Annotated in this window: 15 protein-coding genes; 12 read left to right on the top strand and 3 right to left on the bottom strand. The window is 73.6% G+C overall.

All coding sequences use genetic code 11. The features are described from left to right. The first annotated feature begins 124 nt into the window (after positions 1 to 124). A complete protein-coding gene (locus E4P43_RS00465) occupies positions 125 to 2,872 on the top strand; it encodes a SpoIIE family protein phosphatase (protein ID WP_245158840.1) in 2,748 nt (915 codons plus the stop codon). A 9-nt stretch (positions 2,873 to 2,881) separates the two neighbouring features. On the opposite strand, the gene E4P43_RS00460 is transcribed toward E4P43_RS00465, so the two are convergent. The 3 genes from E4P43_RS00460 to E4P43_RS00450 form a co-directional block, all read right to left on the bottom strand. Then, positions 2,882 to 3,613 carry a TRIC cation channel family protein gene (locus E4P43_RS00460; RefSeq protein ID WP_135143448.1) on the bottom strand — a complete coding sequence of 244 codons (732 nt, stop codon included), beginning with the start codon at positions 3,611 to 3,613 and terminating at the stop codon, positions 2,882 to 2,884. 87 nt (positions 3,614 to 3,700) lie between these two features. Continuing rightward, on the bottom strand, positions 3,701 to 5,752 hold the full coding sequence (locus tag E4P43_RS00455; protein ID WP_135143447.1) for an acyl-CoA dehydrogenase: 2,052 nt from the start codon (positions 5,750 to 5,752) through the stop codon (positions 3,701 to 3,703). Continuing rightward, on the bottom strand, positions 5,749 to 6,495 hold the full coding sequence (locus E4P43_RS00450; RefSeq protein WP_135143446.1) for a TetR family transcriptional regulator: 747 nt from the start codon (positions 6,493 to 6,495) through the stop codon (positions 5,749 to 5,751). The genes E4P43_RS00455 and E4P43_RS00450 overlap by 4 nt, the downstream gene beginning before the upstream one ends. A gap of 59 nt (positions 6,496 to 6,554) precedes the next feature. Between E4P43_RS00450 and E4P43_RS00445 the strand changes: the two genes are divergently transcribed. From E4P43_RS00445 to E4P43_RS00400, 11 genes are all read left to right on the top strand, one after another. Then, positions 6,555 to 7,862, top strand: coding sequence for an acetyl-CoA C-acetyltransferase (locus E4P43_RS00445; protein ID WP_135143445.1), 1,308 nt, complete (start codon positions 6,555 to 6,557; stop codon positions 7,860 to 7,862). 75 nt (positions 7,863 to 7,937) lie between these two features. After that, positions 7,938 to 9,293 (top strand): 3-oxoacyl-ACP reductase, encoded by a 1,356-nt coding sequence (locus E4P43_RS00440; RefSeq protein WP_135143444.1) that lies wholly within the window; start codon positions 7,938 to 7,940, stop codon positions 9,291 to 9,293. Next, positions 9,293 to 10,147 (top strand): MaoC/PaaZ C-terminal domain-containing protein, encoded by an 855-nt coding sequence (locus E4P43_RS00435; protein ID WP_135143443.1) that lies wholly within the window; start codon positions 9,293 to 9,295, stop codon positions 10,145 to 10,147. The genes E4P43_RS00440 and E4P43_RS00435 overlap by 1 nt, the downstream gene beginning before the upstream one ends. Positions 10,148 to 10,253: 106 nt before the next feature. Continuing rightward, complete coding sequence (locus E4P43_RS00430; protein ID WP_135143442.1) at positions 10,254 to 11,468, top strand: acyl-CoA dehydrogenase family protein; 1,215 nt, start codon at positions 10,254 to 10,256, stop codon at positions 11,466 to 11,468. Between the two features lie 125 nt (positions 11,469 to 11,593). Next, positions 11,594 to 12,352 (top strand): class E sortase, encoded by a 759-nt coding sequence (locus tag E4P43_RS00425; protein WP_135143441.1) that lies wholly within the window; start codon positions 11,594 to 11,596, stop codon positions 12,350 to 12,352. Positions 12,353 to 12,363: 11 nt separating this feature from the next. Then, positions 12,364 to 12,519 (top strand): hypothetical protein, encoded by a 156-nt coding sequence (locus tag E4P43_RS19710; RefSeq protein WP_167759007.1) that lies wholly within the window; start codon positions 12,364 to 12,366, stop codon positions 12,517 to 12,519. Between the two features lie 143 nt (positions 12,520 to 12,662). Further along, positions 12,663 to 14,186 (top strand): ABC transporter substrate-binding protein, encoded by a 1,524-nt coding sequence (locus E4P43_RS00420; RefSeq protein ID WP_135143440.1) that lies wholly within the window; start codon positions 12,663 to 12,665, stop codon positions 14,184 to 14,186. Next, the gene (locus E4P43_RS00415) at positions 14,183 to 15,124 is read left to right on the top strand and encodes an ABC transporter permease (protein WP_135143531.1); all 942 of its coding nucleotides are present in this window, start codon (positions 14,183 to 14,185) and stop codon (positions 15,122 to 15,124) included. The genes E4P43_RS00420 and E4P43_RS00415 overlap by 4 nt, the downstream gene beginning before the upstream one ends. Then, positions 15,121 to 16,062 carry an ABC transporter permease gene (locus tag E4P43_RS00410; protein WP_209313660.1) on the top strand — a complete coding sequence of 314 codons (942 nt, stop codon included), beginning with the start codon at positions 15,121 to 15,123 and terminating at the stop codon, positions 16,060 to 16,062. Before E4P43_RS00415 ends, E4P43_RS00410 begins: the two co-directional genes overlap by 4 nt. Next, the gene (locus tag E4P43_RS00405; RefSeq protein ID WP_135143439.1) at positions 16,059 to 17,075 is read left to right on the top strand and encodes an ABC transporter ATP-binding protein; all 1,017 of its coding nucleotides are present in this window, start codon (positions 16,059 to 16,061) and stop codon (positions 17,073 to 17,075) included. Before E4P43_RS00410 ends, E4P43_RS00405 begins: the two co-directional genes overlap by 4 nt. Next, positions 17,068 to 18,102: an ABC transporter ATP-binding protein gene (locus E4P43_RS00400; RefSeq protein ID WP_135143438.1), complete on the top strand. Its 1,035-nt coding sequence runs from the start codon at positions 17,068 to 17,070 to the stop codon at positions 18,100 to 18,102. The genes E4P43_RS00405 and E4P43_RS00400 overlap by 8 nt, the downstream gene beginning before the upstream one ends. Positions 18,103 to 18,107: the final 5 nt, after the last annotated feature.

Genomic DNA, 18,107 nt, shown 5'->3' with positions numbered 1-18,107 from the left:
CGCTCCCCCGGAGGAGTGGCGCCGACGTGCCGGTGAACCCGCTGCTCCCGTGCCCTGGGACCGGCGTGCCAGCATGTGCGTACGAACGCACCCGGCCGGTGCGCGAACCGGCGGAGGGAGTGCGGTGTCCACGTCCGACGCCGGCGCGCACGCCGTCGACCCGCTGACCGACCCGCTCCGCATCGCCGCGGCCCGGCGGCTGCTGCTGGAGGTGCCCGGCCCCGCGGCGTTCGACCGCCTGTCCTCGCTGACCGCCCGCGTCCTGGGCGTCGGGCACGCGAAGGTCACGCTCTTCACCGACCACGACGTCGTCGTCGGCGGCCACGGCCTCCCGGCCGGGGTGGTGGGCGGCCCGGCGCTGCTCACCGGCGCGCTGTCGGCGATGACCGTGCGCCAGGGGGCGCCGCTGGTCGTCCCCGCGGCCGCGGAGGACGAGCGGGTCCACGACCTGCCCGCCGTCACCTCGGGGCAGGTGCTCTCCTACCTCAGCGCGCCGCTGGTCGCCGCGTCCGGCCAGGTCGTGGGCGCGCTGGCCGTCTACGACCCCGTGGCCCGGGACTGGACCGGTGACGCCACGCAGCTGCTCGAGCAGCTGGCGGCCTCCGTCGTCGCCGAGCTGGAGCTCTCGGCGGCCCAGTCCGCGGTCGGCACCTCCCGCGCGTGGCTGGACGTGGCGCTGGAGGCCAGCTCCGTCGGCATCTGGGAGCGCGACCTGCGCACCGGGACCATCCACTGGGACGACCGCTGCGCGGCCATCTTCGGCCTGGACTCCGCCGTCGACCTCAACTCGCTGGACGACGTCCTCGCCACGCACGTGCACCCCGACGACCACGCCGCGATCGACGAGGCCATGCGCGTCGCCATCGAGGAGCGCGGCGACTACACGGTCGAGTTCCGCGCCCTCCGCGAGGACGGGGCCGTGCGCTGGGTGCTGGCCCGGGGCCGGGTGGTCGCCGACGCCACCGGTGCCGCGGCCCGCGTGCTGGGGACCGCCCTCGACATCACCGAGGCCCGCGGGCAGGCCGAGCAGCGGCTCACCGCCGTGCAGCGGGCCGCCGCCATCGCCGAGGTCGCCGCGGAGCTGGCCAACGCCGCGCGGCTGGAGGACCTGGCCGAGGTCGTGCTGCGCGGGGCGCAGGTGATCGACGCCCAGTCCAGCAGCCTGGCGATCTTCGACGCGCCCGGCGGGCCGCTGCGGCTGCACATGACCGAGAACCTGCTGGCCGCGGCACGCCGGGAGCACCCGGACGCCCTGGCGCTCGGCCACGGCGTCGTCCTCCCGCTGGACGACGCGCTGCCCGCGCAGCACGTGGCCCGGCACGGCCGCCGCCTGCTGCTGAGCGACATGGCGGCGGCGGTGGCCCGGTTCCCGGCGCTGGAGCCGGTCGTGGAGCTGCTCGGCCTGCGGGCCATCGCGGCGGTGCCGCTGCGGGTCGAGGGCCGCGTCCTGGGCACCTTCCTCGCCGTCTGGACCGTCGAGCACGAATTCGTCGGTGACGACGTCGAGGTGCTGGAGGCACTGGCCGCGCAGATCGCGCTGAGCGTCTCGCGCCTGCTGGCCGACGCCGAGCGCGACGCCGCCGTCGCCGCCATGTCCGAGGCCAACCAGCGGCTGCGGCTGCTCGCCGAGGCGGGGCGGGTGCTGTCCGGCACGCTGGAGATCGACCAGCAGATCGAGCAGCTGGCCTCGCTGGTCGTGCCCGACCTGGGCGACTGGTGCTGGATCGTCGTCACCGACGAGCAGGGCCGGCTGCACGACGTCGCCACCGGCCACCGCGACCCCGCGCGCCGGGCCGAGGTCGAGGAGTACGTGCGCGCCATGGTCGCGGTGATGACCGCGGACGCCGCGGCCCGCACGGTCACCGAGACCGGCCGGCCGGTGCTCATGCCGCAGATCGACTGGGACCACGTGGAGCGGGCGCTCCCCGACCCTGCGGCGCGGGAGCGCTTCGCCCGGCTGGGCGCCGCCTCCAGCGTCGTCGTACCGCTGGTCGCCCGCGGCCAGGCGCTCGGCGCGATGGGCCTGTTCACCCGCGAGGGGCGCGCGCCGCTCGGTCCGGCGGAGGTCGACACCGCCGTCGAGATCGGCCGCCGCGCCGGCCTCGCGCTGCACCAGGCCCGCCTCTACAGCCAGCAGCGCGACCTCGCCGACGCGCTGCAGCGCAGCATGCTCACCGACCCGCCGCAGCCGGAGCACAGCGAGATCGTCGTCCGCTACGTGCCGGCCGCCGAGGGCGCCGAGATCGGTGGCGACTGGTACGACGCCTTCCTGCAGCGGGCCGGGACGACGGTGCTCGCGATCGGGGACGTCGTCGGCCACGACACCCGGGCCGCCGCGGCCATGGGCCAGGTGCGCGGCCTGCTCCGCGGCATCAGCTACTCCAGCGGTGGCTCCCCCGCGGAGGTGCTCTCCGAGCTGGACCGCGCCGTGCAGGGCCTGGCGCTGAACACGATGGCCACGGCGCTGGTGGCCCACCTCGAGCTGGACCCGGAGGACGAGGCGGGCCGGATGCGGCTGCGCTGGGCCAACGCCGGGCACCCGCCGCCGGCGCTGCTGGCCTCCGACGGCAGCGTGGTGCTGCTCGACGGCAAGCAGGCCGACCTGCTGCTGGGCGTGGCGCCGGAGACCGTGCGCGAGGACCACGTCGCGGTGCTGGCGGCCGGGTCCACGGTGCTGCTCTACACCGACGGGCTGGTGGAGCGGCGCGACCGCGACATCGACGCCGGGACCGAGGAGCTGCTGCGGGTGCTGGGCGAGTGCGCCGGGCTCCCGCTCGACGAGCTGTGCGACCGCGTGCTGGAGCAGATGTTCCTGCCGGGCGCCGAGGACGACGTCGCCGTCCTCGCCGTGCGGCTGCGCCCCGAGGCCTGACCCGCCGGGTCAGCCCCTCCGGCGGAACAGGGCCGAGCCCGCGCGACGGCGCTCCGGGCGCCGCTCGCGGCGGCGCACCAGCCGCCCCCGGGCGCGCTCGGGCAGGTCGACGGCCACCGGCGCCTCCCAGCCGCGCCACACCGAGAGCACCCGGAGCGCGGCCACCAGCGTGATGACCAGCCCGGCCACCAGGAGCGGGCCGAGGTCCAGCGGGCCGGCGAGCACGGTCAGCGCCGTGGCGCCGATCAGCGCCGCGACGGCGTTGTACGGGCCGGGCTGCACGATCTCGGCGCGCTGGGCCAGCAGGACGTCGCGGATCAGCGCACCCCCGACGGCGGTCACCGTGCCGACGAAGATGACCGAGGCGCTGGGCAGCCCGGCCAGCTGGGCCTTCTGGGCGCCGATGACGGTGAAGAACCCGAGCGTGACGGCGTCCAGGACGACGAGCAGCCCGGTCAGCCGCGAGAGCCAGCCGGAGAAGTAGAACGTCACCATCGCGGTGATCGCCACTGTCGGCAGGTAGGCCTGGTTGGTCAGCGCCACCGGCGGGCCCTCGGCGAGCAGGACGTCGCGGATCAGCCCGCCGCCGAGGCCGCCGCTGACCGCCAGCAGCAGCACGCCGGAGACGGCGAAGCCCTCACGGGCGGCCAGCAGACCGCCCGTGAGGGCCCCGATCACGATCGCCGTGAGGTCGACGGCAGCCGGCACGTGCAGCGCGTCGGCCGCCGCCAGGATCTCCATGAGAAGGATTCTCTCGGTGACCCGATGGAACGGCCTCGTCCAGGGGCCCGCCCTGAGCTCGCGAAGGGTGGGGAGGACGAGGTCCTTCTACTGGCCCGGGGGCACGTCCACGTCGGTCGCGGTCCCGTCCGGGGTGTCCTGGCCGTTGATCACCCGGAGCTCGGCGTCGCGGGCGGCCATCGCCTCCTGGCGGTCGGCCTCCTCCTCGAGGATCTTGGCCGCCTTCCACGCCTCCGGGATGGCGAAGCCGTCGACGAGCGTGGTGATGTGCGGGCGCAGCTCCCGCAGCAGCTGGTTCACCGTCGCCGTCAGCGTCTTCGCCCGCGCCGGGGTGAGCTGCCCGTGCTCCAGGAACCACGCCTTGTCCGCCTCGATGGTCGAGAGGGCGTAGAGGTCGCAGAGCTTGTCGAGCAGCTCCTTGCCGGCGGCGTCGTCGGTGCGGTCGACGCCGGCGACGAACGCCTCGAGCACGATCCGGTCGATGTGGGCCTGCGCCGACTTCAGCACGTGGTCCTGGACGGAGTTGAACATGTCGAAGGGGGCCATGCCCTCGGTGGTCGAGTTCTTGCGCAGCCGGCCCGCGGCGCCCTCCAGCGAGTGCTTCTCGCGGAACTCGAACATCTTCAGCTGCCAGCCGCGGTCGAGCATGGGCACCTCGTCGTCCCGGCCGGGGACGGCGTCGACGAGCCGCTGGATGAGGGCGCGCGCCGCCGTCCGCTCCAGGACGGTCTCCCGGACCATGTCGGCGACGAAGCTGACCCGGCCCCAGCCGTCGAGCGAGCCGAAGTTGTCCCGGTAGCCGGTGAGCAGGCCCTTGGCGACGAGCTGGAGCAGGACGGTGTTGTCGCCCTCGAACGTGGTGAAGACGTCGGTGTCGGCCTTGAGGTGGGGGAGCCGGTTCTCCTGCAGGTAGCCGGCGCCGCCGCAGGCCTCGCGGCACATCTGGATGGTGGCCGTGGCGTGCGCGGTCTGGGCGACCTTCAGCCCGGCGGCGCGGGACTCCAGCTCGCGCTGGGCCTGCTCGTCGATCTCCTGGCCGTGCACGTGCACCGCCGTCTGCACGTCGTGCATGGTCGAGACCAGCTCGCCCTGGGCGAAGTGCAGCGCGTAGGTCTTGGCCAGCGCGGGGAGCAGCTTGCGCTGGTGCACGAGGTAGTCGTTGATGACGATCTCGCGCTCCTCGCCGGGGGCGGCGAACTGGCGCCGCACGTTGCCGTAGCGGACGGCGATGTCCAGCGCCATCTTCGTGGCCGAGGCCGCGGCGCCGCCGACGCTCACCCGGCCGCGGACGAGGGTGCCCAGCGTCGTGAAGAAGCGGCGGGTCTCGTTCTCGATGCTCGAGGTGTAGGTGCCGTCCTCGGCGACCTGGCCGTAGCGGTCCAGCAGCATGTCGCGCGGGACCTGCACGTGGTCGAAGGACAGCCGGCCGTTGTCGACCCCGGGCAGGCCGGCCTTCGGGCCGTCGTCGCCGATGGTGACGCCGGGCATCGGGTTGCCCTGCTCGTCGCGGATCGGCACCAGGAAGGCGTGCACCCCGTGGTTCTTCCCCTGGGTGACCAGCTGCGCGAAGACGACGGCCATCCGCCCGTCCTTGGCCGCGTTGCCGATGTAGTCCTTGCGGGCCGCCTGGTGCGGGGTGTTCAGGTCGAAGCACTGGGTGTCGGGGTCGTAGGTGCACGTCGTGCGCAGCTGCTGGACGTCGGAGCCGTGGCCGGTCTCGGTCATCGCGAAGCAGCCGGGCAGGTCGAAGCTCATCGCGTCGCGCAGGTAGGCGTCGTGCTGGCGCCTGGTGCCCAGCAGCTGCATCGCGCCGCCGAACAGGCCCCACTGGACGCCGGCCTTGACCATGAGCGAGAGGTCGACGAAGGCCACCATCTCGATCGAGGTGACCGAGCCGCCCATGTCGTCCTCGCCGCCGTACTGCTTCGGGAAGCCGTAGCCGACCCGCCCGGAGTCGGCGAGCTTCTTGGCGGCGCGGGTGACCCGCTCGCGGGCCTCCTGCATGGACTCGCCGTACACGGGGAGGAAGTCGGGGTCGTGCAGGTTCTCGCGGGCGTCGCGCCGGATGTGCGCCCACCGTCCGTCCAGGACCTCCTGGAGGACCTTGGGGTCGACCGTGGCGGGAAGGGTGCTGGTCACTGTTCCTCCTTGTTGCTGCGGGAAGCCCCGGTCTCGGGGTGCAGGGCCACGACGCCGGACACTCCGGCCCAGGCGAGTTCGGTCAGGTGTGCGGCGAGCTCGGTGCGGAGCATGGGGCGCCCGGCGCGAAGCCACCAGTCGGCGGCCGAGCGGACCAGGCCGACCAGGCCGTGGCCCCAGGCCCCGGCGGCCGCCGGGTCGCGGCCGGCGCGCTCCAGGGCGACGGCCATGAGGGCCGCCGCCTGGTCGCCGACGAGGTCGGCGAGGGTCCCCACGGGGTCGACCGGGTCGCCGCCGGGCTGCGGGGTGACGACGAAGCGGTAGACCTCCGGGTCGGCCTCCAGGAAGGCGAGGTAGGTCTCGACCGCGGCGGCGGTCATCTGCCGCGGCTCGTCGCTGCTCTCCATCGCCTCGCGCAGCCGGGGCAGCAGCTGCTGGGCCACCCGGCTGCAGACGGCGACGTGCAGGTCGGAGCGGTCGGCGAAGTGCCGGTAGACGACGGTCTTGCTGGTGCCGGCCTCGGCCGCGATCTCCTCCATGCCGACGCCGGAGCCGTGCCGGCCGACCGCGGACAGGGCCGCGTCGACCAGCTGCTCCCGCCGGGCACGACGGTGCTCGTCCCAGCGTGAGTTACGCCGATCGCGGGTACCGGGGGCCTTCGACTCGCGCGGGGGGCGCTCCTGCGCGATCTTCTCCAGCGGGGCACTGACCTGCGACGTACGTCTCACCGCCTCGGCTTTCATGTGACAGACAGTACCGCGTACCCTCGGTACCGGCCAATCCACCGACCCGGGAGGTCCCCATGGCTGACAACTCGAAGCCGGCGACCCGCAAGGCAGCGATCGTCGGCGGGAACCGGATCCCGTTCGCTCGCTCGAACTCCACCTACGCCCAGGCGTCCAACCAGGACATGCTGACGGCGACCATCGACGGGCTCGTCGCCCGCTTCGGGCTGCAGGGCGCGCAGGTGGGCGAGGTCGTCGCCGGCGCCGTCCTCAAGCACGCGCGGGACTTCAACCTGACCCGCGAGGCGGTCCTGGGCTCCAAGCTCGACGCCAGCACCCCGGCCTACGACGTCCAGCAGGCCTGCGGCACCGGCCTGGAGGCCGCGATCCTGGTCGCGAACAAGATCGCCCTGGGGCAGATTGAGTCCGGCATCGCCGGTGGTGTGGACACCACGTCCGACGCCCCGCTCGCCGTCGGCGACGACCTGCGCCGCATCCTCATCTCGCTCAACAGCGCCAAGACGCTGCAGGACCGGCTCAAGGCGATCGCCAAGATCCGCCCGGGCATGATCGCGCCGGAGATCCCGCGCAACGCCGAGCCGCGCACCGGCCTGGCGATGGGTGAGCACGCCCAGCTCACGGCCCACGAGTGGGAGATCGGCCGCGAGGAGCAGGACGAGCTCACCGTCCGCTCGCACCAGAACATGGCCGCCGCCTACGACCGCGGCTTCTTCGACGACCTGGTGACGCCGTTCCTGGGCCTGTCCCGCGACCAGAACCTGCGTCCGGACTCCTCGCTGGAGAAGCTGGCGAAGCTCAAGCCGGTCTTCGGCAAGGCGCTGCCCGAGGGTGCCGAGGCGACGATGACGGCGGGCAACTCCACGCCGCTGACCGACGGCGCCTCCGCAGTGCTGCTGGCCTCGGACGAGTGGGCCGCCGAGCAGGGCCTGCCGGTGCTCGCCCACCTGGTCGACGCCCAGACCGCCGCCGTCGACTACGTGCACGGCGGCGAGGGCCTGCTCATGGCGCCGGTCTACGCGGTGCCGAAGATGCTGGCCCGCAACGGCCTGACCCTGCAGGACTTCGACTTCTACGAGATCCACGAGGCCTTCGCCTCCACGGTGCTCGCGACGATGAAGGCCTGGGAGGACCCGGCGTACTGCAAGGAGAAGCTGGGCCTCGACGCCCCGCTGGGCTCGATCGACCGGTCGAAGCTCAACGTCTACGGCTCCTCGCTGGCCGCCGGCCACCCGTTCGCCGCGACCGGCGGTCGGATCGTCGCCTCGCTGGCCAAGACGCTGCACCAGGCGGGCCCGGGCAAGCGCGGCCTGATCTCCATCTGCGCCGCCGGCGGCCAGGGCGTCGTCGCCATCCTCGAGTCCTGACCTCCCCGCCCCCGAGGGGCCGACATGGCCATGTCGGCCCCTCGGGGGGCACCCCGACCGAAGGGAACCGCCCCCGTGGCTGACTGGTACACGAACTTCGCGAACTCCGGCTTCGGCACGACGCTGACCAAGCAGCTGGGCCTCCCGCGCCCGGCGGTGCTGCGCCGCTACGAGCCGGGGCAGCCGCTGCTCCCCGGCCCGGTGGTCATCGGCTCCGCCGGCCAGGGCCGGCTGCGCGACACCGTCTCGGCCGTCCTCAAGGACGCCGGCGTGACCGTGCTGTCCCCGGTGGCGGCCGACGGCTCGACCGACGGCGAGAAGCTCGGCGCCGTCGTCCTCGACGCCACGGGCCTGACCTCGCCCGGCGACCTGGCCAGCGCGCACGACTTCCTCGCGCCGGCGATCAAGCGGCTGCGGCCCAGCGGCCGGGTGCTGATCCTCGCCGACCCGCCGCAGGACACCGACTCCCCGGCGCAGGCCGCCGCCCGCCAGGCCATCGACGGACTGGTCCGCTCCATCGGCAAGGAGCTGCTCAACGGCTCGACGGCGAACGCCGTCTACGTGCCCGAGGGCGCCGAGGCATCCCTCGCCAGCCCGCTGAAGTTCTTCCTCTCCGGCCGCTCGGCCTACGTGGACGGCCAGCTGCTCACGCTGTCGCCCGCCGACGTGCCGACCGGTGAGGACGCCGAGAAGCCGCTCGCCGGCAAGGTCGCCGTCGTGACCGGTGCCGCCCGCGGCATCGGCGCCGCGATCGCCGAGGTCATGGCCCGCGACGGCGCGCACGTGGTCGCCGTCGACATCCCGGCCGCCGGCGACAGCCTGGCCAAGGTCGCCAACGAGATCGGCGGCACGGCGCTGCAGCTCGACATCACCGCCGCCGACGCCCCGCAGCGGCTGGTCGAGCACCTGCGCGAGCGGCACGGCGGCGTGGACGTCATCGTCCACAACGCCGGCATCACCCGCGACAAGCTGCTGGTCAACATGGACGCGGCCCGCTGGAACTCGGTCATGGCCGTGAACCTGCAGGCCCAGCTGGACATCACCCAGGCCCTGCTCGACGACGGCGACGTGCTCCGGCCCGGCGCCCGCGTCGTCTGCGTCTCCTCGCAGTCGGGCATCGCCGGCAACCGGGGGCAGACCAACTACGCGGCGTCGAAGGCCGGCGTCATCGGCATGGTGCGCGCCTGGGCGCCGGAGTTCGCCAAGCGCGACGCCACCATCAACGCCGTCGCGCCGGGCTTCATCATCACCGAGATGACGGCGAAGATGCCGCTGGGCACCCGCGAGGTCGGCTCGCGGATCAACTCCCTGCAGCAGGGCGGCCTGCCGGTCGACGTCGCCGAGACGATCGCGTGGCTGTCGCAGCCGGGCAGCGCCGGCGTGAACGGCCAGACCGTGCGGGTGTGCGGCCAGTCGATGCTGGGGGCCTGATGGCCACCACCGTTCTCGAGGCGCCGCCGAACATGGCGGCGCTCTTCGCCAAGGCCGCGCTGACCGCGCGCGGCCGCGGCGGGGAGCTGCCCGACACGCACCTGGCCCGCACGGGCGTGACCGTGGACCCGGCGAACCTCGCCGAGTACGCGCGGGTGTGCCGGTTCCCGCTGACCGACGCGCTGCCGGCCACCTACCCGCACATGCTCACCTTCCCGCTGCAGATGGCGCTGATGAGCGACCGCGCGTTCCCGCTGGCCCTGCCGGGGCTGGTGCACGTGCGCAACCGCATCGACGTCCTCCGGCCGGTCGCGGCGACCGAGGCGCTCGACCTGGAGGTCTGGGCCGAGCGGTTCGCGAGCCACCGCAGCGGGGCCACCGTGGACCTGTGCGCCTCGGTCTCGGCGGGCGGCACGGAGGTGTGGCGGGGCCGCTCGACGTACCTGGCCCGCGGCGCCAAGGCGCCGTCCGGTGCGCCGGAGTCCGACGTCACGGTGCAGGTCGGCGAGCTCGGCCACCCCGTGGCGACCTGGCGGATCCCCGACGACGCCGGGCGCCGCTACGCCAAGGTCTCCGGCGACGTGAACCCCATCCACCTCTCGGGGCTGACCGCCAAGGCGTTCGGCTTCAAGCGGGCGATCGCGCACGGCATGTGGGTCAAGGCCCGCGTGCTGGCCGCGGTGGAGAACCGGCTGCCCGACTCGTTCACCGTGGACGTCGGCTTCCGCAAGCCGCTGTTCCTGCCCTCGACGGTCACCCTGTCGACGGCGGCGACCGGGGGCGGCTGGGACGCCGCGGTGCGCAACGCGAAGAGCGGCACCGAGCACCTCGTCGCCACCGTCCGCCCGCAGTGACCTCCGGCACTCCCCCTCGTTGATCATCGGCGACTGGCTGCCCGCCACGCCGGTGAGGGCAGCCGTTCGCCGATGATCACCCCGGACGTCCGACAGGAGAACCCGCATGCCCGTCTCGTTCGACCTCACCGAGGACCAGCTCGAGCTGCAGAAGTGGGTGCACGAGTTCGCCGCGAACGTCGTCCGCCCGGCGGCGTCGGAGTACGACGAGCGGGAGGAGTTCCCGTGGCCGGTGCTCCAGGAGGCCGCCAAGATCGGCCTCTACTCCCTGGACTTCTTCGCCACCCAGTGGTTCGACGAGTCCGGCCTCGGCATCCCGATCACCATGGAGGAGCTCTTCTGGGGTGACGCCGGGATCGGCCTGGCGATCGTCGGCACCACGCTGGCCGCTGCGAGCGTGCGGGCCAACGGAACCGACGAGCAGGTCGGGCAGTGGATCCCCGCGATGTTCGGCACCGAGAGCGAGCCGAAGGTGGCCGCCTTCTGCTCGAGCGAGCCCGACGCCGGCTCCGACGTCGGCGCGATGCGCACCCGCGCGGTCTACGACGAGAAGACCGACGAGTGGGTGCTGAACGGCGCCAAGACCTGGGCCACCAACGGCGGCATCGCCGACATCCACGTGGTGAACGCCGTCGTCGACCCCGAGCTCAAGGCCCGCGGGCACGCCAGCTTCGTCGTGCCGCCGGGCACGAAGGGCATCGCGCAGGGGCAGAAGTTCCTCAAGCACGGCATCCGCGCCTCGCACACCGCCGAGGTCGTGCTGGAGGACTGCCGCATCCCCGGTGACTGCCTGCTCGGCGGCAAGGAGAAGCTGGAGCAGCGGCTCGCCCGCGCCCGCGAGGGGCAGAGGAGCGGCCGCACCCAGCCCTCGATGGCCACGTTCGAGCGCACCCGCCCCGCCGTCGGTGCCCAGGCGGTCGGTGTGGCCCGGGCGGCCTACGACTACGCGCTGGAGTACGCCAGGACCCGGGTCCAGTTCGGCCGCCCGATCATCGAGAACCAGGCGGTCGCCTTCATGCTCGCCGACATGAAGACCTCCATCGACGCCGCCCGGCTGCTGGTCTGGCGTGCGGCGTGGATGGCCCGGGTCGGGCAGCAGTTCACCGCCGCGGAGGGCTCGATGTCCAAGCTCGTCGCGGGGGAGACCGCCGTCCGGGTCACCGAGAAGGCGATGCAGATCCTCGGCGGCAACGGCTACACCCGCGAGTACCCGGTCGAGCGGATGGCGCGCGACGCGAAGATCTACACCATCTTCGAGGGCACGTCGGAGATCCAGCGGCTGGTCATCGCGCGCACTATCTCCGGCGTCCACGTGCGCTGACGGGGCCTGCGGCGGCTCGGCCGCGACGCGGGCCTCCTTCGTCCCCCGGGCCGGTTCCTTCCCCTAGCATCGGCGACGGCCCGAGGCGGGTGGACCTGTCGCAGGACCGAACCAGGAGAACCGACGTGCACAGCGAGCAGCCGGCCCCCGGGGAGCGCTGGCGCAGCGTGGTGCGCGGGATCGGCGAGCTGCTGATCACCGGCGGCCTGGTCCTGCTGCTGTTCGTCGTCTACGAGCTGTACGTGACCGACTACCTCACCGGCCGCACCCAGGACCAGCTCACCGAGGAGCTGCGCGAGGAGTGGTCCCAGCCCGAGGCGCAGGCCCCGGGCGCCCCGGGCCTGCGCGAGGTCGAGATCGGCGACGCCTTCGGCGTGCTGCGCATCCCGCGGCTCGGCGACGACTACGCCCGGGTCATCCTCGAGGGCACCACCGAGACGCAGCTGGCGAAGGGCCCCGGCCACTACCGGGGGACGGCGATGCCGGGCGAGCAGGGCAACGTGGCGCTGGCCGGCCACCGGGTCGGCAAGGGGTCGCCGTTCCTGGAGCTGGACGCGATGCGCCCCGGCGACCCGATCGTGGTGGAGACGGTCGACAGCTGGTTCGTCTACCGGGTCCTCGGCGACCCGGCGACCGGCGACCTGGCCGCGGACCCCAGCGGCATCCCGGGCCGCCAGATCGTGGCGCCCACCGACATCGACGTCATCTCCCCGACGCCCAACCAGGCAGCCTCGGCCGCCCCCTCCGGGGCGTACCTGACGCTCACCACCTGCCACCCGCGCTTCTCCGCGCGGCAGCGCATGATCATCCACGCCCGGCTCGACGGCGGCCCGCTCCCCAAGGCGGACCTGCCCGACGGGCCGCCGGCGCTCCACGAGGGCTGAGGGGGACGCGCGTGTACGGCTGGATCTGGCGGCACCTGCCCGGCGGGACCGGGCTGAAGGCGCTGCAGGCGCTCGTCCTCGTCGTGGCGGTCTGCGCGCTGCTGCTGTTCGTCGTCTTCCCGTGGGTGGAGCCGCAGCTGCCGTTCAACGACGTCACCGTCGACTGACGGCGGCCCCCCCGGGGCCGCGGGACGGGACGGTCACGTCCGGGCAACGATTCGCCGGACTGCCGTTCTCGGGTCGCGGACCTCCGTGTTCGGGTCCAGGGTCGGAGGACGGACGACGTCTCCCACCCCCCGGAGGTCCCCCGGTGCGCACGACACGACTGCTCGCCCTGGCCGCTGCCGGCTCCCTCGCGCTGAGCGCCTGCTCCGGCGGTGACTCCGTGGACACCGGTGGTGGCGGCGGAGGCGGTGACAACGTGCTGGTCGCGGCGGTCAGCGCCCAGCCCGACCAGTTCGACCCGCACGTCACCACGGCCTACCCGAGCTTCCAGGTGCTGGAGAACGTCTACGACACCCTCGTCGTCCCCAGCGCCGAGGACCTCACCTTCGAGCCGAGCCTGGCCACGGACTGGCAGACCAGCGAGGACGGGCTGACCTGGACGTTCACCCTGCGCGAGGGGGTCACGTTCCACGACGGCAGCGAGTTCGACTCCGCCGACGTCGTCTACTCCTACAACCGGATCATCGACGAGGAGCTGAGCAACGCCTTCCGGTTCCAGAACGTCGAGTCGGTGGCGGCCGACGGCCCGCAGTCGGTCGTCATCACCCTCAGCCAGCCGACGCCGAACCTGCTCGAGCGCATCGGTGCGTTCAAGGGGATGGCGATCCTCCCGGAGAACGCCGCCGAGGACCTCGACCTCACCACCGAGGCCAACGGCACCGGCCCCTTCGAGCTGGAGAGCTCGGACGCCAGCAGCACGGTGCTCACCGCCTACGCCGACCACTGGGGCGGCGAGCCGAGCGTCAGCGGCGTGGAGTTCCGCTACATCACCGAGCCGGCGGCGGCGCTGACCGCGCTGCAGAACGGCGAGGTGCAGTGGACCGACAACGTGCCGCCGCAGCAGATCGAGGCGCTGGCCGGCGACGACTCCGTCGAGCTGCAGACGACGCCCAGCGTGGACTACTGGTACATGAGCATGAACCTGGCGCGGGCCCCGTTCGACAACCGGGACGTGCGCCGGGCCATCTCCTTCGCCATCGACCGCGAGGCGGTGGCCGAGGCCGCGTGGTTCGGGGCGGCGCAGCCCAACCAGACGGCGATCCCCGAGGACAGCTTCTTCTACACCGACTACGCGCCGTTCGAGCCCGACCAGGACCAGGCGCGGCAGCTGCTGGAGCAGGCTGGGGTGCAGACGCCGCTGACGATGGGGCTGATGGTCACCGACGAGTTCCCGGAGACCGTCACCGCCGCCCAGGTGATCGCCAGCCAGCTCGAGCCGATCGGCATCGAGGTCGACATCGAGACGCTGGACTTCGCCACCTGGCTGGACCGCCAGGGCCAGGGCGACTTCGACGCCTTCTACCTCGGCTGGCTGGGCAACCTCGACCCGGCGGCGTACTACCAGGAGCAGCACCAGACCGACGGGCCGAACAACTACCAGAAGTACAGCAACCCGCAGGTCGACCAGCTGCTCCAGCAGGGCTCGGCCGAGACCGACGAGGCCGCCCGCAAGGCGATCTACGACGAGGCGGCCAAGCTCATCGTCGACGACGTCTCCTACCTGTACCTCTACAACCCCGACGTGGTGCAGGCGTGGGCGCCGGGGCTGTCCGGCTACCAGATCCGGGCGGACAAGGCGATCAACTTCGAGACAGTGGAGCTGCCCTGACCGGGTACCTCCTCCGCCGGGTCGGTCAGTCGCTCGTCGTCCTGGCGGGGGTGAGCGTGATCGTGTTCGCCCTGGTCCAGCTGGTGCCGGGCGACCCGATCCGGCTGGCGCTGGGCACCCGCTTCGACCAGGAGACCTACGACGCGCTCCTGGCCCGCTCGGGCCTGGACCAGCCGCTGGTGCAGCAGTACTTCAGCTGGGTCGGCGGAGCGCTCACCGGCGACCTCGGGGTCAGCTTCCGCAGCGGCGAGACGGTGACCTCGCAGATCGCCGAGCGGCTGCCGGCGACGCTGACGCTGGCGCTGGCCTCGATCCTGGTGGCGCTGGCGATCGCGGTCCCGCTGGGCACGATCTCGGCGCTGCGGCCGCGGTCGGTCGTCGACCGCGTCGCCACGGTGCTCAGCCAGTTCGGCATCTCGGTGCCGGAGTTCTGGATGGCGATCGTGCTGATCCTGGTCTTCGCCGGGACGCTGGGCTGGCTGCCCTCGGGCGGGTACGTGCCGCTCACCGACGACCCGGCCGGCTGGCTGCAGCGGCTGGTGCTGCCGGCGGTGGTCACCGGGGTGGTGTCGGGCTCGGTCATCACCCGGTTCGTCCGCTCCAGCGTGCTCGAGGCGCTGGGGGCCGACCACGTCCGGACGGCGCAGGCGAAGGGGCTCCCCGCCCGGCAGGTGTTCACCTGGCACGTGCTGCGCAACGCGCTCCTGCCCCTGGTCACCATCACCGGCGTCCAGCTGGCCTACCTGCTGTCGGGCGTCGTCGTGGTCGAGATCGTCTTCTCCTGGCCGGGCCTCGGGCAGCTCGCGCTGCAGGCGGTCCAGGCCCGCGACTACCCGGTGCTGCAGGGCGCCATCCTGCTGTTCGCGGTGGTCTTCCTCGTCATCAACCTGGTGGTGGACCTGCTCTACACCGCCATCGACCCACGGATCCGCCGATGACCGGTGCCCCGCTGCCCGAGCCCGCGGCGTCGCCGACGGGCACCGACGCCGGCGTCCGGTCGACGCAGCGCCCGCCGCGCCGCCGCTGGCGGGAGACGCTCGGCCTGCTGGCCCGCAACCCCACCGCGGCGGTGGCCGGCCTGGTCCTGCTCGGCATCATCCTGGTCGCGGTCTTCGACGAGACGATCGCGCCGAGCGGCCCCAACGAGATCTCGGTGGACGACCGGCTGCAGGGGCCCAGCGGGGAGCACCTGTTCGGGACCGACGACCTCGGCCGGGACATCTTCAGCCGGGTCATCCTCGGTGCCGGTGTCTCGCTGCGGGTCGGCTTCCTCGCCGTCGCCTTCGCCCTGGTCGTCGGCAGCGTGATCGGGCTGCTGGCCGGCTACTACGGGCGTTGGGTGGACGACGTCCTCATGCGCCTCATGGACGTGCTGTTCGCCTTCCCCGCGGTGCTGCTCGCCATCGCCGTGCTGGCCGTGCGCGGACCGGGCGCCGGCAACACCGCGCTGGCGATCGGCGTCGTCTACATCCCGGTGTTCGCCCGCGTCACCCGCGCCAGCGTCCTCGGCGTGCGCGAGGAGGTGTACGTGCGGGCCTCGCGGTCGGTGGGCGCGTCGGACTTCCGGATCCTCACCCGGCACGTGCTGCCCAACGCGGCGCCGCCGATCATCGTGCAGACCTCGATCAGCCTGGCCTTCGCCGTGCTGGCCGAGGCGGCGCTGTCCTTCCTCGGCCTCGGCACGCAGCCGCCCAACCCCTCGTGGGGGCTGATGCTCGCCGAGGGCCGGGGCTACATCGACCTGGCCTGGTGGCTGGCCTTCTTCCCCGGGATGGCGATCTTCCTGACCGTGCTCTGCTTCAACCTGCTCGGCGACGGGCTGCGCGACGTGCTCGACCCGCGGCAGCGGACGCTGATGGCCGGGGGTGGCCGGTGAGCGCGGCGCCCGTCCTGGAGGTCGAGGACCTACGGGTGCAGCTGCGCACCCCCCGCGGCCCGGCCCAGGTGGTGAACGGGCTCTCCTACACCGTGGGGCCGGGGGAGACGGTCGCCGTCGTCGGGGAGTCCGGCAGCGGCAAGAGCGTCTCGGTCCTGGCGCTGCTCGGCCTGCTCCCGGCGCGGGTGGCGACGGTGACCGGCCGCGCGCTGCTGCAGGGCGAGGACCTGCTGACCATGCGGCCCGAGCGGCTGCGGCAGGTGCGCGGCCCGGGCGCCGGCATGGTGTTCCAGGACCCGATGACCTCGCTCAACCCGGTGCTCACCATCGGCCGCCAGCTGGTCGAGGGCATCCGCGCGCACGGCGACGTGGACAAGGCCGCCGCCCGCCGCCGCGCCGCCGACCTGCTGGGCGAGGTGGGCCTGCCCGACCCGGAGCGGGCGCTGGACCGCTACCCGCACGAGCTCTCCGGCGGCATGCGGCAGCGGGTGATCATCGCGATCGCCCTCAGCAACTCCCCGGCGCTGCTGATCGCCGACGAGGCCACCACCGCCCTCGACGTCACCGTGCAGGCGCAGATCATCGACCTGGTGGAGCGGCTGCAGGCCGACCGCGGCACCGGCGTCATCTGGATCACCCACGACCTCGGCGTGGTCGCCGGGATCGCCGACCGGGTGCTGGTCATGTACGGCGGCCGCTGCGTGGAGGACGGCACGGTGGACGACGTCCTCGAGCGCCCGGCCCACCCGTACACGCGCGGCCTGCTCGGCGCCCTGCCCGACCTCGCGCAGCCCGCCGTCGACGGCGTCGTCCCGGACCTGGCCACCGTGCCGGGCACCCCGCCACCGCCCACCGACCTGCCCGAGGGCTGCGTGTTCTGGCCGCGCTGCCCGGTGCGCGGCGACGCGCGCTGCGAGCACGAGCAGCCACCGCTGACCGTCATCGGGTCGGCAGCCGTGACGCTGCCGCACCGGGCGGCGACCTGGTGCACGGAGGAGGCGCCCCGTGGGTGACGACGTGCTGGTGCGCGCTCGCGGGCTGGAGGTGCACTTCCCGGTCCGCGGCCAGGGGCTGCGCAAGAAGCAGGCGGGGGTGCTGCGCGCCGTCGACGGCGTGGACCTCGACATCCTGCGCGGCGAGACCCTCGGCCTCGTGGGCGAGTCCGGCTGCGGGAAGTCCACGCTGGGGAACGCGCTGCTCCGGCTCGTCCCCTCCACGGGCGGCACCGTCGAGTTCGCCGGCACCGACATCACCTCGCTCAGCGGGCGCGGGCTGCGGGAGCTGCGCCGGCGCGCCGGGATGGTGTTCCAGGACCCGTTCGCCTCCCTGGACCCGCGGCGGACGGTCGCGCAGACGGTGAGCGAGCCGCTGGAGGTGCACGGGCTGCGCTCGGGGCGGCGGGAGCGGGCCGCGCGGGTGGCCGAGCTGCTGGAGCTGGTCGGGCTCGACCCCGCCGTGGCCGGCCGCTACCCGCACGAGTTCTCCGGCGGGCAGCGGCAGCGGGTCGGCATCGCGCGGGCGCTGGCGGGGGAGCCGGACTTCCTCGTCTGCGACGAGGCGATCGCCTCCCTCGACGTGAGCGTGCAGGCCCAGGTCCTCAACCTGCTGCGCCGGCTGCAGCGCCAGCTCGGCCTGACCCTGCTGTTCATCTCGCACGACCTGTCCGCCGTCCGGCACATCTCCGACCGGATCGCGGTGATGTACCTGGGCCGGGTCGTGGAGATCGGGCCGGCGGAGGCCGTGGGCACCGACCCGAAGATGCCGTACACGCAGGCGCTGCTGTCGGCGGTGCCGCTGCCGCACCCGGCGCTGGAGCGGCAGCGGAAGCGGATCGTGCTGCGCGGCGACGTCCCCTCGCCCTCGGCGGTCCCCAGCGGCTGCCGGTTCCGGACCCGGTGCCCCTACGTGTTCGAGCCGTGCGACGACGTCGACCCGGCGCTGCAGCCGGCGGGGGCGCCCGGCCAGCTCGCGGCCTGCCACCTGCACGGCGTCGTCGGTACGCCGGCGACCGCCCCGGAGGGCGTCACCGCGCGGCCCTGACGGCC

The sequence above is a fragment of the Blastococcus sp. TF02A-35 genome, from assembly GCF_004571075.1.
In the GTDB taxonomy this organism is placed as follows: domain Bacteria; phylum Actinomycetota; class Actinomycetes; order Mycobacteriales; family Geodermatophilaceae; genus Blastococcus.
The sequence above is the reverse complement of the archived record's forward strand: the minus strand, read 5'-3'. Positions and strand labels throughout refer to the sequence as shown.

Coding starts and splice junctions, on each gene's coding strand:
- E4P43_RS00430 (WP_135143442.1), top strand. CDS start 10,254: ATGCCCGTCTCGTTCGACCTCACCGAGGACCAGCTCGAGCTGCAGAAG.
- E4P43_RS00460 (WP_135143448.1), bottom strand. CDS start 3,613: ATGGAGATCCTGGCGGCGGCCGACGCGCTGCACGTGCCGGCTGCCGTC.
- E4P43_RS00435 (WP_135143443.1), top strand. CDS start 9,293: ATGGCCACCACCGTTCTCGAGGCGCCGCCGAACATGGCGGCGCTCTTC.
- E4P43_RS00445 (WP_135143445.1), top strand. CDS start 6,555: ATGGCTGACAACTCGAAGCCGGCGACCCGCAAGGCAGCGATCGTCGGC.
- E4P43_RS00450 (WP_135143446.1), bottom strand. CDS start 6,495: ATGAAAGCCGAGGCGGTGAGACGTACGTCGCAGGTCAGTGCCCCGCTG.
- E4P43_RS00410 (WP_209313660.1), top strand. CDS start 15,121: ATGACCGGTGCCCCGCTGCCCGAGCCCGCGGCGTCGCCGACGGGCACC.